At 47.9% G+C, this 16,788-nt stretch carries 13 protein-coding genes; 5 read left to right on the forward strand and 8 right to left on the reverse strand.

Features of this window, described 5'->3' with window-relative positions:
- Positions 1-56 precede the first annotated feature (56 nt).
- Positions 57-1,091: a GGDEF domain-containing protein gene (locus FZD51_RS10395; protein ID WP_148974705.1), complete on the reverse strand. Its 1,035-nt coding sequence runs from the start codon at positions 1,089-1,091 to the stop codon at positions 57-59.
- A 221-nt stretch (positions 1,092-1,312) separates the two neighbouring features.
- Here FZD51_RS10395 and FZD51_RS10400 point away from each other — a divergent pair, with 221 nt between their 5' ends.
- On the forward strand, positions 1,313-1,861 hold the full coding sequence (locus tag FZD51_RS10400) for a hypothetical protein (RefSeq protein WP_148974706.1): 549 nt from the start codon (positions 1,313-1,315) through the stop codon (positions 1,859-1,861).
- Positions 1,862-2,051: 190 nt separating this feature from the next.
- Here FZD51_RS10400 and FZD51_RS10405 read toward each other — a convergent pair whose 3' ends face one another.
- Entirely contained in the window at positions 2,052-3,746 is a 1,695-nt protein-coding gene (locus FZD51_RS10405; protein ID WP_148974707.1) for an NAD-dependent malic enzyme, read from the reverse strand.
- Positions 3,747-4,315: 569 nt separating this feature from the next.
- On the opposite strand from FZD51_RS10405, the gene xylE reads away from it, so the two are divergent.
- Positions 4,316-5,737 carry a D-xylose transporter XylE gene (gene xylE / locus FZD51_RS10410; RefSeq protein ID WP_148974708.1) on the forward strand — a complete coding sequence of 474 codons (1,422 nt, stop codon included), beginning with the start codon at positions 4,316-4,318 and terminating at the stop codon, positions 5,735-5,737.
- A gap of 71 nt (positions 5,738-5,808) precedes the next feature.
- Here xylE and FZD51_RS10415 read toward each other — a convergent pair whose 3' ends face one another.
- The 3 genes from FZD51_RS10415 to xylA all read right to left on the reverse strand — a co-directional run bounded on the left by FZD51_RS10415 (position 5,809) and on the right by xylA (position 9,736).
- On the reverse strand, positions 5,809-6,792 hold the full coding sequence (locus tag FZD51_RS10415; RefSeq protein WP_148974709.1) for an aldo/keto reductase: 984 nt from the start codon (positions 6,790-6,792) through the stop codon (positions 5,809-5,811).
- Between the two features lie 99 nt (positions 6,793-6,891).
- Positions 6,892-8,391: a xylulokinase gene (gene xylB, locus FZD51_RS10420; protein ID WP_148974710.1), complete on the reverse strand. Its 1,500-nt coding sequence runs from the start codon at positions 8,389-8,391 to the stop codon at positions 6,892-6,894.
- Positions 8,392-8,413: 22 nt separating this feature from the next.
- The gene (gene xylA / locus FZD51_RS10425) at positions 8,414-9,736 is read right to left on the reverse strand and encodes a xylose isomerase (protein WP_148974711.1); all 1,323 of its coding nucleotides are present in this window, start codon (positions 9,734-9,736) and stop codon (positions 8,414-8,416) included.
- A 217-nt stretch (positions 9,737-9,953) separates the two neighbouring features.
- Between xylA and FZD51_RS10430 the strand changes: the two genes are divergently transcribed.
- The gene (locus tag FZD51_RS10430; protein WP_148974712.1) at positions 9,954-10,583 is read left to right on the forward strand and encodes a YesL family protein; all 630 of its coding nucleotides are present in this window, start codon (positions 9,954-9,956) and stop codon (positions 10,581-10,583) included.
- A gap of 20 nt (positions 10,584-10,603) precedes the next feature.
- On the opposite strand, the gene FZD51_RS10435 is transcribed toward FZD51_RS10430, so the two are convergent.
- From FZD51_RS10435 to FZD51_RS10445, 3 genes are all read right to left on the reverse strand, one after another.
- Positions 10,604-11,425 (reverse strand): carbohydrate ABC transporter permease, encoded by an 822-nt coding sequence (locus FZD51_RS10435; protein ID WP_009791896.1) that lies wholly within the window; start codon positions 11,423-11,425, stop codon positions 10,604-10,606.
- Positions 11,426-11,439: 14 nt separating this feature from the next.
- Positions 11,440-12,318, reverse strand: a complete 879-nt coding sequence (locus FZD51_RS10440; protein WP_148974713.1) for a carbohydrate ABC transporter permease — start codon at positions 12,316-12,318, stop codon at positions 11,440-11,442.
- Positions 12,319-12,408: 90 nt separating this feature from the next.
- Entirely contained in the window at positions 12,409-13,710 is a 1,302-nt protein-coding gene (locus FZD51_RS10445) for an extracellular solute-binding protein (RefSeq protein ID WP_148974714.1), read from the reverse strand.
- A gap of 142 nt (positions 13,711-13,852) precedes the next feature.
- Between FZD51_RS10445 and FZD51_RS10450 the strand changes: the two genes are divergently transcribed.
- Both FZD51_RS10450 and FZD51_RS10455 read left to right on the forward strand, forming a co-directional pair.
- Positions 13,853-15,052, forward strand: coding sequence for an ROK family transcriptional regulator (locus FZD51_RS10450; protein WP_148974715.1), 1,200 nt, complete (start codon positions 13,853-13,855; stop codon positions 15,050-15,052).
- Between the two features lie 27 nt (positions 15,053-15,079).
- A complete protein-coding gene (locus FZD51_RS10455) occupies positions 15,080-16,690 on the forward strand; it encodes a glycoside hydrolase family 43 protein (RefSeq protein ID WP_148974716.1) in 1,611 nt (536 codons plus the stop codon).
- Positions 16,691-16,788: the final 98 nt, after the last annotated feature.

Genomic DNA, 16,788 nt, shown 5'->3' on the forward strand with positions numbered 1-16,788 from the left:
AAAAAAGGCACCGGACGAAGAGACCGGCACCTTGTCCCTGCAGCAAAAAAGGGACACTAAATCTGTCCCTCATCCCCAAACGTCACCCGGTTCCGCCCCTCATGTTTAGATTGATAAAGTCCCTGGTCAGCTCTTGAGAGAAGGGAATCTACAGTATCGCCTTTTTTATACTGGGCAACGCCAAAGCTGGCAGTCTGATTCCCTGCCGGGGGGAAGCTGCTTTCCATAATCACCTTTCTCAGTTTCTCAGCCAGGTTTGCTGCACTTTCCCCTGTCTTTGGGGTAAGAATGATAAACTCTTCCCCTCCCCAGCGCCCAAAAAGCTCAGCACCTGTCAATGGTTGTTTGACGAGTGATGCCAGCTGTTTGAGGACAAGATCACCTGCATCATGGCCATAGGTATCGTTGACACATTTAAAATGGTCGATATCAAAGAAGATCACAGAAAAACCTTCTGACTTTTTTATCCATTCTTCAAGCCACCCATCAATTCGAAGCCGGTTTGCAATGCCGGTAAGCGAGTCAGTATAGGCGACCCTCTTCATGCTTTCGAGCTCTGTAAACAGCTTGAACAGGTGAAGGGCCATATAGAAAACAAGTATATAAAAAAGATAGGCCACATAAAACTGAGCCAGTGACTCAAGGCTGTCGCCAGAGGCATTTGAGAGATTCATCAGTCCAAAAGCGAAAATAATGACAAAAATGAAAAGCGAATAAACAGCCCCCCATTTTGCCTTTAAGATCAGGAAGAAAATCAAAATAACTGCCGGAACCCAGATGACAGAGACCCCAAATGCCCCTTCCTTCCCCTTTCCGATATAATTAAAGACACCATCATATATGATGGCTATATGTGCAGCACTGATGATCGCCAAAGTGGCGAGCTCAAAAGCACGCAAAAACTTTCTTTTATAAACAGCAGCCCAGCTGATGATATTCCAAGCTATCAAAATCCTTGTCAGATATGTTTCCAAATTGTCTTCCGAGTCATTTTCCATAAGATTATAACTAACCATCGCCAACAGAATCAAAGGAATCATATACAGATAGATCATACGTTTGAAATCCATATATGAATTAAACTTTCTCAAATACGCTTCCCCTTTAAGTCGCAGTGCAGTTCTGCTTTATAAACTTCTTTCTTTATCTTACAAACAAATGGAAAAAAGTCCAGTCTTTTCGGCACAAAACAAAGCTTCTGCCCCGCCGGCAAAGAACTTTCCTCCGCCCCAAAATGGTCTGCAGCTCCGGGAGGTTTGTCCATTCGTCTCTTCCTGCTTTTCATATATTGATTATGAAGGGAGTGAAATGAATGCGATTTAATATTTTGACCACCGGGCCTATGAAAATACCTGGCCAGATTACTGGAGATCCTGCCGGCGGTCCGCCTGATGTAGTGAGAGTTTCTATTTCTAATCCGACAAACCGTGATTACAGAATTCAGCTGTTTGCTGAAGTCTGTTCTTTAGATGATAGTGAAGCCGGGGAATCCATCCTTTTTCCAGACAGTGTATTTGTGATTCCAGCCGGCAGCTGCCGAAATAGGACATTCGGGTTCCTTGATCCAGACACTGGAGGAAGTGTCGGGGACATTCTGCGTTTCTTTGCCGTCGGTGATGTGGAGCTTCAAGCAGTAAAACTTGAGCTTTCCTTTGCAGGACAGAGACTGGCTGATGAAATGAGTGAACCGACCTTGTTCTTCCGCCATGATGATCTGCTTGAGGTGAGAAACAGATATACACATCCTGTCAGCGAGGCGGTTCTGGGCGGCAGCAGCCATTCGTGGGACACGCTCACTGCCGGTGATGAAGGTTCGGATTCTGCAAGTGCAGGAAACGAAGAGCAGACAACCAATCTATAGGAGTTCCAGGAACCCGCGGGCAGCTTACAAACAACTTCACTTCGGACAGTGGGACAGGTTTACTGTCCGTCTAAAAATAGGGACAGGGGTGCCTGTCCCTTTCCCAATCCAGCCCCTGGGAGCCCTGCTTCCGTCCAAAAACCTGTCCTAAACAAAAAGAGGGACAGCAAAACCTGTCCCCCTTGTACCACTATTTACTCTTAATTTGTTTATATTCAGGCTTCCACATAGCATCGTCTACAGCTTGTTCAATATCGTCGATCTCCGCTTTGGCAATGCCTTCCTGGACGGCAGCCTTGGCTACTTCGATGGCAACATGCCTGGAGACGTCAGCCAGTTTGGTGATGGCCGGCAGCAGGGAAGCACCAGGCGTGCTGCTGTCTGATTTCTCGGCAACTGCATTGGCTGCAGCGGCGAACATGCCTTTTGAAATGATTTCAGCTTTGGCGACAATCGCTCCAAGGCCGAGGCCAGGGAAAACAAATGCGTTATTGGACTGGCCGATTTCATTGCTGATGCCGTTATACTCTACATTCGCAAACGGGCTTCCTGTGGCAATGAGCGCCTTGCCGCCTGTCCAGTTGAAAAGATCCTCAGGCACTGCTTCAGCTAGGAGTGTCGGGTTGGACATTGGCATGATGATCGGTCTTTCAACGTGCTTGGCCATCTCCCTTACGATTTCCTCTGTGAAGGCGCCGGCCTGGCCGGAGGTGCCAATCAGAATCGTCGGCTTGACCCGCTTTACCACTTCCAATAATGTAATCGTGTCCGCTCCGTCTCTTTCCCAATCCTTGACTTCCTCTGCACTGCGTACATAAGGCTTCTGGAATTTCAGGACATCAGGCGTTTCTTCCGTCAGCAGTCCGCGATAGTCAAATGCCCAGAACCGGTCATATGCTTCTTCACGGTCAAGGCCTTCAAGGATCATCGTTTCTGCCATCTGGTCCGCATTTCCGATGCCTGCCGCCCCAGGCCCAAAAACAAGGATGCGCTGGTCTTTCAAGGATCCGCCTGTCACCTTCAGGGCAGACATGACGGCAGCAAGTGTAACAGCCCCTGTTCCCTGGATATCATCATTGAAAGTCAGGATTTCATTGCCGTACTTTTCCATGATGTTCCGTGCGTTCACATTGCCAAGATCTTCCCAGTGAAGAAGGACATTCGGGAAAAATTTGCGCGCCGTTACAACAAACTGGTCGACAAACTGCTCATAGCGTTCGCCGCGGACGCGCGGAAATTTATTTCCGATATATAAAGGATCATTGATCAGGTCCTCATTATTGGTCCCTACATCAAGCACGACCGGAAGCACGCGGCTTGGATCAATACCGGCTGCCGCTGTGTAAACTGCCAGCTTTCCAATCGCGATGTTGATGCCGCCGACACCCTGATCTCCGATGCCCAAGATGCTCTCAGAATCTGTCACAACGATAAGATCAATTCCGTCATGCGGCTTGTTCAGGTTTTCGAATGCTTTGTCCATTTCCTCCGGATCTTCTATGGTCAAATAGAGTCCGCCCGGGCGGTGGTATTCATGGGAATAGCGCTGGATCGCCTCACCGACAGTCGGTGTATAGATGATCGGAAGCATCTCGTTCAAGTGATCCCTGAGGAGACGGTAGAACAGGACGACATTCCGATTATATAAGTCATAGAGCACTCCGTTTTTGAACATATTGTTCGTCCTTCTGGAGAACTGCTCATACGCACGCGTTGCCTGTTCATCAAGAGTCAGCACCTGGGTCGGCAGCAAGCCCTGAAGCCCCAGATCATCCCTCTCTTCCTTTGTAAAAGCGACGCCTTTATTCAAATAAGGATTCGATAGAAGCTCTTTTCCTCTCAAGTCTGTATAAATTACGTTTTTTGCACCATCTGAAGCAGTCATAGATCTTAGTTCTTCCTTTCAATTGGAGTCAAATTCCGTACTATTCCATGTTAGTAGCCTTTACCCAATTTCAATAGTTTATTTAACTTATGCAGCCCTTTTGTCATTTAAAAAAGCAAGCAGCATCACATGCCGCCCGCTATCACAGAATCCATTAAATACTATTGCAGCTTTTCTGTCAATTCACGGGCCAGGGGGTCGGGTCCCTTGGCACAGTTTTGAGAGTGGGCCAGGGGGTCAGGTCCCTTGGCACAGTTTTGAGAGTGGGCCAGGGGGTCAGGTCCCTTGGCACAGTTTTGAGAGTGGGCCAGGGGGCCTGGTTCCTTGGCACAGTTTTGAGAGTAGGCCAGGGGGTCTGACCCCTTGGCCCGAAACTTAGTTCATTCGTTAGACAAACTTAATGTAGTCTGCTATAATTCAATTATTCATTATTGTAAAAAAATTATCAGCAGGGGAGGGAATGGGCAGTGCCTTTCATTTTATGCCGGTAAATGTAAACGCTTCAAAAGTCGCCCTAACAATGTAAGCGTTTAACTATCATTCCAGTATAATGAAAACTGCCTTCACACATGACGAAACAGCATAATGGTTCGCTTTACATCTTCTCTATCACACTCGTTGCCACTCTTGGCGGCCTGCTCTTTGGCTATGATACAGCTGTCATATCAGGGGCTGAAAAATCGATCCAGACCTATCTGGTGGACAGCCTGGGCTTAAGCTCATTCATTCATGGAGCCACCATCTCCAGCGCTCTGATCGGCTGCATTATCGGCGGCATTATTTCCGGTTATTTTTCTTCTGCATTTGGCCGAAAAAAATCACTGATCATTGCGGCCGTATTATTCCTTTTATCAGCACTTGGCTCTGCTTACCCTGAGTTTCTCTTCTTCTCAGCAGGTGAACCTACTATCGGCCTTCTGCTGACATTCAATCTATATCGCATCATCGGCGGCATCGGGGTCGGACTCGCTTCTGCCATCGTGCCGATGTACATAGGGGAAATCGCCCCCGCAGCCATCAGGGGCCGGCTGGTTTCTTTCAATCAATTTGCCATCATTTTCGGCATGCTTGTTGTTTATTTTGTCAATTGGGGCATTGCCCGTGGGCAATCAGTGGAATGGATCAATGAAACCGGCTGGAGGTTTATGTTCCTTTCTGAAGCCATCCCGGCCCTGCTGTTCTTCATTTTCCTTTTCTTCGTGCCGGAGACACCCCGCTATCTGTCTCTGAAGAATCAGGACGAAAGCGCATTGAGGATTCTTTCAAAAATCAACGGCCCGGCAAGCGCCAAACAGATTCTTAGCGACATCAAGGGTTCCATGAATACAACAGCTGAGAAAATGTCCACCTTTGCTTTTGGAAAAAAAGTGATTGTCATCGGCATCCTGCTATCCGTTTTCCAGCAGTTTGTCGGCATCAATGTGGCTCTCTATTACGCTCCGCGCATTTTTGAAAGCATGGGCGCTGCAAAGGATGCTTCCATGCTGCAGACAATCGTCATGGGACTGGTCAACGTCGTCTTCACAGTCATCGCCATCATGACTGTAGATAAATGGGGACGCAAGCCGCTCCTCATCATCGGCTCGATCGGAATGGCAGTCGGCATGTTCGGTGTTGCGGGCCTTGCTTTTGCCAATATCATCGGCATCAGCACGCTCTTATTCATCATCGTGTATACCGCTTCCTTCATGATGTCCTGGGGGCCGATCTGCTGGGTGCTGATTTCCGAGATCTTCCCGAACCGCATACGTGGACAGGCTGTGGCGATTGCGGTTGCCGCCCAATGGGGTGCCAACTATCTGGTCTCCTCCACCTACCCGATGATGATGGAATTCAGCGGCGGCATGACCTACGGCATTTATGGCCTGATGAGCGTCCTTTCCGCCATTTTCGTCTGGAAGTATGTGCCTGAAACGAAAGGCAAATCCCTAGAGCAGATGGAAAGCCTGTGGAAGGCGCCTGCCGAAACAAAGCGTTCTAAAGTAATGTAAGCTATAAAACAGGACAGCAAACCTGTCCCCAAACAAAAAAGGCCTCCAGCCAGAGCTGGAGGCCTTACCTATTAATAAACGCCCCGGATATGGGCATGCACTTCCTTCTGATAAAAGTCCTTCAATCTCTGCAGCTCTTCTTCACTGAACGGTTTTGCTTCCAGTGCTTCGAGGTTGCTCTCCACCTGTTTCACATTCCTGAAGCCAGGAATAACGGTTGTGACCCCCTGCTGCTGAAGAATCCACTTGATGGCTGCTCCTGCCATGCTTCCCCTGCCTTCTTCAATCCACCTCACCTGCTCGCTCAGCTCCACGCCTTTCCCGAAATCAAGTCCGCCGAACGTCTCGCCGACATTGAAGGCTTCCCCGTTGCGGTTGAAGCTGCGGTGGTCATCCTGCTCGAACGTGGTATCCTTCGAAAACTTTCCTGTAAGAAGCCCGCTGGCCAGCGGCACACGCGCAAGGATTCCCACCTTCTTTTCCATAGCCATAGGAAAAAGCTCATCCAGCGGCTTTTGCCTTAACAGGTTGAAAATGACCTGCAGCGCGCTTGCCTTTGTATTCTCCAGGCAGAAGATCCCTTCCTCGACCGTTTCCACACTGACGCCATAGTAACGGATCTTCCCTTCCTGCTTCAGCTGCTCAAGCACTTCAAAAACACTGCCATCTTTAAGAATTTCCATAGGCGGACAATGGATCTGATAAAGGTCGATGGCCTCCCTCTCCAGCCTTTTCAAGCTGTTTTCACAAAAAGAACGGACACTATCCATTGAATAGGTTGCCGGATCATAAATATCAGCGCTGCGGCAGAATTTTGTAGCGATATGGATGGAATCTTCCTTCCCTTTCGCGGCCTTCGCCAAAAGCTCCTCACTATGCCCGTCTCCATACACATCAGCTGTATCAAAGAAATTGACGCCCGCGTCCATTGCCCGTTCCAGGGCTTTAAGCGCTTCTCCGTCATCTGTCTTACCCCATGAGCCGCCAATTGCCCAAGTGCCGAAACTCAGTTCACTTACTTTCAGGTCGGTATTGCCCAGCTGATTATATTTCATTTCGCCAACTCCTTCTTTTTAGACAGAAACCCTGAAGGCTGCCCCGGGACTTTGCATATTGATGCATCCTTCCAAGGCAGCCTTCTGGTTTCATTATGTTTATTTTCGATAGGCCAGCAGTTTTTCATTAAGTGCTTTTGTCTGCCCGTAGACTTCCTGGTATACAAGGAATAATTCTTGGTAAATCTCCACATTTCCTTCATCAGGGACAAATTCTTTTTCGACCTTCAGGAATGCATCGCCGCACTCCTTCAGGGAAGAAAACCACCCGCTGCCATAAGCCGCAATCATAGCCGCACCCAAGCCAGGACCCTGCTCGCTCGAAAGCTTAACAATTTTGCTGTTGAAAATATCCGCCTGCATCTGCAGCCAGTCTTCATTCTTCGTGCCGCCGCCGGTAGATACGATGGTATCGATCTTCTTGCCATTCCCTCGGAAGATAGCCAAAGATTCGTTCAGCGAAAAAGTGATCCCTTCCATAACGGCACGGACGAAATCCTTGCGTTCATGAGAGCTGTCCATCCCGATGAAGCTTGCCCGTATGCTTGCGTCCGCATGCGGAGTGCGCTCCCCGGATATGTAAGGCGTGAACAGCAGTCCGTTCGATCCTGGAGGGACCGTTCCTGCTTCAGCCAGCAGTTCCTCAAAGCTTTCTTCCGCGGCAAATACATTCCGGAACCAGCTCAGGCTGTGGCCTGCTGCAAGAGTCACTCCCATTGTGTAAAAAACATCCTCGGCCCCATGATTGAAATAATGGACTTTTCCACCGAAATCTTTATCGCTGCTGCTTTCATAAGACAGGACCACACCAGAGGTACCGATGCTGCAAAGGGTTTTCCCATCCTCCAGGATACCGGAGCCGATCGCTCCGCAGGCATTGTCGGCACCGCCGGCAAATACCCGCACAGATGCAGGAAGCCCGGTTGCTGCTGCGAATTCGGAAGTAATATTCCCTGTCTGCTCATGGGATTCTACCAATGGCGGGCAAAGTTCAGCATCAATATCGAGAATATCGCAGATCTCTCTGCTCCATTCTTTTTTCGCAATGTCCAATAGCAAAGTCCCCGCTGCATCGGAATATTCCATCTGCAGCTCACCTGTCAGCTTGAACCTTACATAATCCTTCGGAAGGACAAAGGTTTTCGCCTTTTCATAGATCTCCGGCTCATGCTCTTTCACCCAAAGCAGTTTCGGCAACGTAAAACCTTCCAGCGCCGGATTCTTCGTAATCTCAAGCAGCCTCTCTTCGCCGACACGATTGTAAATCTCACGGCACTGTGCCGTCGTCCTTGTATCATTCCAAAGGATGGCATTCCGAAGCACTTCACGGTTCTCATCCAGAAGGACAAGGCCGTGCATCTGACCGGAAAAACTGAGTCCCTCAATGTCTTCCGGATTTCCGCCGAATTTTTGGAGCAGTTCAGACAGCCCTGCTGCTGTCTGATTTACCCACTCTTTTGGATCCTGCTCGCTGTAGCCGGTCTTCTCCTGGATCAGGGAATAGTCCTTGGAAACCTCCTGGACCACATTCCCCTCCTGGTCGACCAGCAATATTTTTACCGCGCTTGTTCCTAAGTCAACGCCGATCACATATTTCATTGGTGCACCTACCCTCTAAGAGTTACTCGCCGGCATAAGCCCTTAACAGATATTGATTGATCGTTGCCTTGATGCTTTCGAGGCGGCCGGATTGGTGCTTCACTTCAGCCAAGCCCAATGCATGCTCCTCAAGCTTATGGAAGTCTGTCTTTCCTTCAACGATCTCAAGGCCGATGCCTTCTGTATAGCTCTTATAGCGGTTTTCAACCACATTGTCCAGCACCTTGTCATCAATCAGCTTCTGTGCGACCTTCAGTCCAACCGCGAAGCTGTCCATTCCGGCGATATGGGCGTGGAACAGATCTTCAGGCTCGAATGAACCCCTTCTCACTTTCGCGTCGAAGTTGAGCCCGCCGCGGCCAAGTCCGCCATTTTTGAGGATTTCGATCATTGCCAGTGTAGTAGAATACAAGTCTGTCGGGAACTCATCTGTATCCCAGCCAAGCAATGGATCACCCTGGTTGGCATCGACAGAGCCAAGCATATTGTTCACACGTGCATAGTGAAGCTCATGTTCAAACGTATGGCCGGCCAATGTTGCATGGTTTGCTTCAATATTGAACTTGAAGTGGTCCTGCAATCCGTAATGCTGCAGGAATGCATAGCCTGTCGCCACATCGAAATCGTATTGGTGAGTTGTCGGCTCTTTTGGCTTCGGCTCGATCAGGAACTGGGCGTCAAAGCCGATTTCCTTCGCATAATCCACGGCCATGTGCATGAAGCGGCCAAGATTATCCATTTCAAGCTTCATGTCTGTGTTTAAGAGAGTTTCATAACCTTCACGGCCGCCCCAGAACACATAGTTCTCAGCGCCCAGTTCTTTTCCGACCTCAAGGCCTTTCTTGATTTTTGCTGCCGCATACGCGAAAATATCCGCGCTGTTTGAAGTTGCAGCGCCATGGACAAAGCGCGGGTTCGTGAAGTTATTCGCCGTATTCCAAAGCAGCTTCGTTTTGCTGTCCTTCATATAATCTTTAATCATGCTGACGATGATATCTAAATTTTGGTTAGTTTCTCTCAGGCTGCTTCCTTCTGGAGCAATATCGACATCATGGAAGCAGAAGAATGGCACATCCAGCTTTTCAAAAAATTCAAAGGCTGCTTCAACGCGCGCTTTTGCCAGATCCATCCCGGTGTACTTATCCCAAGAGCGCAGCATTGTGCCTGTTCCGAACGGATCGGAGCCGTCCATTGTAAAGGTATGCCAGTAAGCTACACCAAAACGCAGGATTTCTTCCATTGTTTTACCGCCTATTTTTTCCTCCGGGTTATAAAATTTAAACGCAAATGGATTGGTTGATGCTGAACCTTCATATTTAATCTTTTCAATGTTAAAATAAGCCATTTTTCGTTCCTCCCAGAATCATAATAAAGTTCTTTTAGAATCTATTGAGCAGATTCTTTCAGATTATCTTTTTTAAAAATGTAAATGCTTTCAAAAGAATTATATCAATATTTCATTTGTTTGTCTATTGAATAAACAAAGATTACTGATAATACTGCGAAATGATTTTTATTCCAGTATAATAGGTTTTACTTAAGGATAATTGGAGGCTTCAGTCATGGTAAGCAGCGTTTTATACCGGATATTTGAATGGATCACCCGTTTTGCTTATATGAATCTCTTATGGATACTATTCACTCTTGCAGGAGGCATCCTCTTTGGATTCTTTCCCTCCACCCTTGCCATGTTTGCCATCACAAGGGACTGGCTGAGGGGGAAAACAGACACACCCCTATTCCCCAGCTTCCTTTCATATTATAAAAAGGATTTCTGGAAGGGCAATCGCCTGGGCTTCATCATCATAATCATCGGCTTCCTGGCCAGCTTCAATCTTTGGTCCACCCAGGCCGGTTTTGATGTGCTCACCTGGGCCTATATCCCATCGCTCGCGTTCATGATGCTTTTTCTGCTGTTTCTTCTTTATCTTTTTCCGGCATTTGTGCATTTTGATTTGAATGTCAGACAGCTCATCAAACAGGCCCTGCTGATCATGCTCGTCAATCCGCTCCACACCGTATTGATGATTCTCTGCCTTGCTTCGCTTTATTTTATCATTCAGCTGGCCCCGGCCCTTGCCTTTATATTCGGCGGCAGTTCAGCAGCTTTTATCATCATGTGGCTCTGCCTCCATGCCTTCAATAGAATCCAGCGGAAGCAGGCCAAACAAAAAACACTTTCTCCTGATTGAGGGAGAAAGTGTTTTTTCTATTATCCTTTAACTGCACTTGAGGAGATTCCTTCAACAACTTTATTGCTGAAGAAAAGGAATGCCAGCAGGATCGGCAGCACACTGATGATGAGTGTTGCGCCGATTGCGCCCCAATCAGTCATATACTGGCCGATGAAATTCTGGATTCCGACCGTAAGGGTTTTATACTGATCAGAGCTGATAAAGGTATTGACGAAAACAAACTCATTCCAGTTATAGATCATATTGATGATCACAGTGGTCGACATGATCGGGATCGTCATAGGCAGGATGATTTTGAAAAACATCCTGTGGACTGAACAGCCGTCCATGATGGCCGCCTCTTCAATTTCCCTTGGCAAAGTGTAATAAAAGCCGAGAAGGATCATCATCGTAATCGGCAGATTATAAGCCGTATACGTAATGACGATGGACCATGGATTGTCGATCAGATTTACATTTAAGAACATGCTGAACAGCGGAATGATCGCTGAATGGATCGGGATCATCAGCCCGACCATGAATAGCCCAAGCACCAATTTGCTCAGCTTCCACTGCATCCTTGTAATCGCAAAAGTCGCCATGCTCGCCAGGATTACGGTCAAGAGGATGGCCACGCCTGTAATCCAGATGCTGTTCCAGAAATAGATTCCAATGCCGCCTTCCCATACTTTGCTGTAATTTTCCCACCTGAATTCAGTTGGCAGCGAAAATGGGGATTTCGAGAAGATTTCCTGGTTATTTTTCAAAGAAAACAGAAACAGCCAAATGACCGGGAAGACCTGAAAGATGGCTACGATTGCCAGGCAAAGATAGAGTATGAAGTAACCTGCTCGTTTCATTGTACAACCCTCGCTTAATATTGAATTTCTTCTTTAGTAGCTGTTGCCTTCCGCACAATCACTGTCACAATCAGCGTAATGATCAGGAGCAGGAAGCCGATGGCGCTGCCGTATCCGAAGTCATTGCTTGCGAATGCCAGTTTATACATATAAGATGCCATAACCTCGCTGGCGCCATTTGGGCCGCCGCCGGTCATTACATAAATCAGGTCAAAGTATTTCAGTGACCCGACTACAGCAAGCACAATCGTTACTTTCACAACACCCATGATCAATGGGAGCTTGATTTTCCAGGCGATCTGGAGCGGTGTGGCCCCATCGATCCTTGCTGCCTCAACCAATGATTCCGGTATGTTCTTGAGTGCTGCATAGTAAATCAAAATGTAAAACCCTGCATATTGCCACAAAATAGGGATAAAAATCGCATAAAGAACGATTGACGGTTCTGCCAGCCATGCTGGGGGATCATCCACCCCGATAGCCATCAGGATACTGTTGAGCATTCCGTTGGTCGGGTTGAACACCTTGATCCACAGCTGTGCAATCGCAACAGATGACAGCAGCATCGGGATCAGATAGATTTTTCTAAGCAAATCTGCCCCTTTGATCCGGGATGCCAATATCATTGAAATGGCCAGATAAATAACCAGGCTCAGCGTTGAGAATACGGCAAGCAGGAAAGAATGGTAGGCACTGTCCCAGAACTTTCCATCCTGGATGGCATTGATATAGTTTTCCAGCCCTATGAACTCCATAGCTCCGATGCCATCCCAGTCCATCAGGCCGTAATAACCGGTCAAGATCAGAGGGATGAAGATGAGGATACCAATCAGAAGGAGTGCAGGGAGAACGTATAATGCGATAATCCACTTGTTTGACATTACTTTATTCATCACATTCAACCCCATATTTAAAAATGAAAAGGACAATCCGGCAAAGGGTATGTCCTTTTCTTTAGTTGATTACTAGTGTTCTGCGAAACCTTATTCTTTGGACAGCGCTTCTTCGTGCGCCTTGGCAAAGTCTTCAGGAGACACTTCTTTTCCAAATAGTGACTGAATCATATCCAAATGCACCTGAGCGGTATCTGCGCTCATCTGTACATCTGCAAAAAGCGTGATATTGCTGGCAGAGTTCAGGTCTTCCAGGACATCGACATACATATCAGGAAGGTCAAGGGATGCAGCATCAACTTTTGTTGCCGGGATGACGCCTGCATCCGTCACTGACTTTTCTCCCCACTGCTCAATGAAGTAGGAGGCGAATTCTTTCGCTTCTTCCTTCACATCAGAGTCCTCCGCAACGAATAATCCTACTCCAGGACCGCCTACATAGCTGTCCATATCCCCTTTTCCGTCAACGGTCGGGAAGTTGAAGTAGCCGACAGAATCCCTGAATTCCTGGGGAACATCTTCATTGGTTGTGTAATTCGGCAGATCCCATGTCGCAATCAGGTACATAGCTGCCTGTTCGTTCATGAACATGCTCTTCGCTTCTTCATCGGCAAGGCCGTTGAATCCTTTAACAAACGCATTCATGTCAACGAGCTCCTGCACCTTTTCAGCAGCTGAAACCAGGGCAGGGTCTTCAAATGAACCGCTGCGGTCGATCGCTTTTGTCAGCACATCTCCCCCGCCGATCCTGTCAGCCAGATACATATACCATAGTGACCCGGTCCAGCGGTCTTTGTTTCCAAGTGCAATCGGTGCTACACCGTTTTTATCCAATGTTTCTACTACATTCTTAAGCTCTTCATATGTTTTAGGCGCTTCCAGCCCATATTCTTCAAAAATAGCTTTATTGTAAAATACTGTCGCGATGTTCAATTCAAGCGGCAGTCCATATGTGCTTCCATCAACTTCATATGCTTCTGCTGTGCCGGATACAAATTTATCCTTCAGATCCCCATCAAGGAGTTCATCCAGCGGGGCAAATTTCTTTCCGCTCACATAAGGGTCCAGGAATCCTGCAGCCCATGTCAGTCCTACATCAGGCAATTGGTTAGAAGTGGATAATACTTTCAGCTTATCTTTATACTGCTCATTGCTCAGCACTTCCAGGTCCACTTTCACATCCGGGTGCTCGCTCTCAAAATCCTCAATGATTCCGCTTACAATTTCGTTGTGCAGCTTAGAGCTTCCTTCAGGCCAAAGGTGCATGAATTCAATTGTTTTCTCATCACCGGAGCCGCCGCTCGCTTTTTCGTCGGATCCTGAACAGCCTGTAATCAGGGCAAGGGAGGAAAAAATGGCAAAGACTGTTGTAATCGCTTTCTTCTTTCTCAAACTAAATACCCCCAATATTCTTTATTTTGAAACCGAGATTTGTTACTAAACATAGATTACCATCTCAAAGAATGTTTGTCTAGCGGATAAACTAAGTTTATAATATAAAATGAAAATGGTACACTTAGGAAAACAAAACGAAATGGAGCTTTTAAAAATGAGGCTGACCCAGACCTACAACCAGCATGTTGTAAAAAAAGGCAATAAGTCGTTAGTTCTGCAGACCATCCAGGAATGCACCCCTATTTCAAGGGCGGATATCGCCAACCTGACCGGACTGAATAAAGGGACCGTCTCCTCCCAGGTCAGCGAGCTGCTCAGTGAAGGCCTGATCCTTGAATCAGGGCCAGGTGTTTCAAGCGGCGGGCGCAGGCCTGTTATGCTGCTCTTCAACCAGGTTGCCGGCTATTCCATCGGCATTGACATCGGCGTCAACTATATTCTTGGAATCCTGACCGACCTTCAGGGTAAAGTCTGCAGCGAGGAACTGATTAAGTTTAATGACCTGACTTATGACGAAATCAAAGAAGAGTTATTCAACATTGTCGATACCCTGATCGGTTCAATGCCTAAAAGCCGTTACGGGCTGGTCGGAATCGGCATCGGCGTGCCTGGCACCGTCAGCACGGAAGGCGAAATCCTTCTTGCCCCCAACCTGAATTGGCGGCATATCGACCTGAAATCAGTGATGACAGAAAAGTACAATGTTCCCATCCTGATTGAAAACGAAGCCAATGCAGGAGCATATGGTGAGAAAAAATTCGGTGCCGGCCAGGAAGCCAATAATATCATCTATATAAGCATCGGCATCGGTATCGGCGTCGGCCTCATTTTAAACGGAGAGCTTTATAAAGGAAATAATGGATTCTCCGGCGAGCTTGGCCATATGACAATTGAAAAGGGCGGACCTGTATGCCGATGCGGCAACCAGGGCTGCTGGGAGCTTTATGCTTCTGAAAAAGCATTGGTCGAGTCTGCAGCAAGGAATGAAATCCAGCCGGAGGATGGGCAGAAGCTTTCACTTGAAAGCCTGAATGAACTGGCTGAAAACGGGGATGCCGGGGTCATCCGTATTTTCGAAGGGATCGGCGGCTACATCGGGGTAGGAATCAATAATATCATCAATATCTTCAACCCTGAGCAGGTGATCATCGGCAACCGTCTCGCCTCTTCTTCCAAGTGGCTGGAGGAACCGCTGAAGAAGAAGCTGGTCCATGCGCTTTCCACTCACAAAAAGGATCTAAGAATTGATTTTTCCCAGTTATCCACCCATGCTGCTGCATTGGGGGCGGCCGCTTATGCAAGTGAAAACTTCCTGACCATCGATATCCAGGAAGTCTAATATTATATCCAGGAGAGGTGCTGTACAATGACAATCATTCAGAATCCGATATTAACAGGCTTTAACCCTGATCCAAGCATTTGCCGGGCAGGCGAAGATTATTATATTGCCGTTTCTACGTTTGAATGGTTCCCTGGCGTCGGGATCTATCATTCCAAGGACCTTAAAAACTGGCGGCTCATCTCGCGCCCGCTCAACCGCCTCAGCCAATTGAATATGATGGGCAATCCTGACTCCGGCGGCATCTGGGCCCCTGCCCTCTCTTACCATGATGATAAATTCTGGCTGATCTACACAGATGTCAAAGTCGTCGACGGACAATGGAAAGACAGCCACAACTACCTCGTCACCTGCGACAAGATTGATGGAGAATGGTCCGAGCCTGTCTACATGAACAGCTCCGGCTTTGATCCTTCTTTATTCCATGATGAGGACGGAAAGAAATACTTCGTCAATATGATGTGGGATCACAGGGTCGGCAACCATAACTTCTATGGTATCGTCCTGCAGGAATTCAGTGTTGAAGAGCAGAAGCTTGTCGGCAAAAAAGAGGTCATCTTTAAAGGCACCGATATTAAACTGACTGAAGCGCCTCATCTTTATAAGATGAACGGCTATTATTACCTCCTCACAGCTGAAGGAGGAACAAAATACGATCACCAGGCAACCATCGCCCGCTCAAAAGACCTGTGGGGACCATATGAAGTGCATCCTGACAATCCGCTGATCACGTCATTCCCTTACCCAAGGAATCCGCTGCAGAAAGCCGGACATGCTTCGATCGTAAAAACACATACGGACGAATGGTTCCTTGTGCACCTGACCGGCCGACCATTGCCGCAGGAAAACAAAGCGCTTCTCGACCCGCGCGGCTATTGCCCGCTTGGCAGGGAAACCGCCATCCAGCGCCTTGAATGGAAAAATGACTGGCCATATGTGGTCGGAGGAAACCAGCCATCCGTCGAAATCGAAGGACCGGCCATCGAGGAAGTCAAATGGGAGAAGGATTTTGATGAGAAAGATGATTTCAGCTCTGAAACTTTGAATCTGCACTTCCAGTCACTAAGGATCCCTCTCGGAGAAGATATCGTTTCATTAAAAGACAACCCTGGGCATCTGCGCCTTTATGGAAGGGAATCACTAACATCTAAATTTACACAAGCGCATATCGCAAGGCGCTGGCAGCATTTCGATTTTACGGCCGAAACAAAAGTGGCCTTCAATCCTGACACCTTCCAGCAGGCTGCCGGACTCGTAAACTATTATAATACACAGAACTGGACAGCCCTGCAGATCACCTGGAACGAAGAAAAAGGCCGCATCCTAGACTTGACGGTCTGCGACAACTTCACATTCAGCCAGCCGCTCCAGGACAGCCCGATCACCGTTCCGGACGAAGCAGACTATGTTTACCTGCGCGTAAATGTAAGCACTAACACTTACCGCTATTCCTATTCATTCGACGGAAACAGCTGGACCGAAGTCCCGGTCACCCTGGAGTCCTACAAACTCTCAGACGACTACATCAACGGAGGCGGCTTCTTCACCGGCGCATTCGTAGGCATGCAATGCCAGGACACATCCGGGCAGAGGCTTCACGCTGATTTTGATTATTTTGTTTATCGAGCCAAGGGGTGAGCCATGGGGACAGACCCCCTGGCTCGAATCAAGCAGAAGTGGGCCAGGGGGCAGGGCCACTGGCATAAAAGAGCCATATTGTGAGATAAATCTTCATA

Origin of the sequence: Bacillus infantis, from assembly GCF_008180445.1 — a bacterium.
GTDB lineage: Bacteria > Bacillota > Bacilli > Bacillales > Cytobacillaceae > Bacillus_AB > Bacillus_AB infantis_B.

Excerpts from the sequence above, each read along its gene's own strand:
- FZD51_RS10400 (WP_148974706.1), top strand. The coding sequence starts at position 1,313 with ATGCGATTTAATATTTTGACCACCGGGCCTATGAAAATACCTGGCCAG.
- FZD51_RS10405 (WP_148974707.1), bottom strand. The coding sequence starts at position 3,746 with ATGACTGCTTCAGATGGTGCAAAAAACGTAATTTATACAGACTTGAGA.
- xylE (WP_148974708.1), top strand. The coding sequence starts at position 4,316 with ATGACGAAACAGCATAATGGTTCGCTTTACATCTTCTCTATCACACTC.
- FZD51_RS10415 (WP_148974709.1), bottom strand. The coding sequence starts at position 6,792 with ATGAAATATAATCAGCTGGGCAATACCGACCTGAAAGTAAGTGAACTG.
- xylB (WP_148974710.1), bottom strand. The coding sequence starts at position 8,391 with ATGAAATATGTGATCGGCGTTGACTTAGGAACAAGCGCGGTAAAAATA.
- xylA (WP_148974711.1), bottom strand. The coding sequence starts at position 9,736 with ATGGCTTATTTTAACATTGAAAAGATTAAATATGAAGGTTCAGCATCA.
- FZD51_RS10430 (WP_148974712.1), top strand. The coding sequence starts at position 9,954 with ATGGTAAGCAGCGTTTTATACCGGATATTTGAATGGATCACCCGTTTT.
- FZD51_RS10435 (WP_009791896.1), bottom strand. The coding sequence starts at position 11,425 with ATGAAACGAGCAGGTTACTTCATACTCTATCTTTGCCTGGCAATCGTA.
- FZD51_RS10440 (WP_148974713.1), bottom strand. The coding sequence starts at position 12,318 with ATGAATAAAGTAATGTCAAACAAGTGGATTATCGCATTATACGTTCTC.
- FZD51_RS10450 (WP_148974715.1), top strand. The coding sequence starts at position 13,853 with ATGGAGCTTTTAAAAATGAGGCTGACCCAGACCTACAACCAGCATGTT.
- FZD51_RS10455 (WP_148974716.1), top strand. The coding sequence starts at position 15,080 with ATGACAATCATTCAGAATCCGATATTAACAGGCTTTAACCCTGATCCA.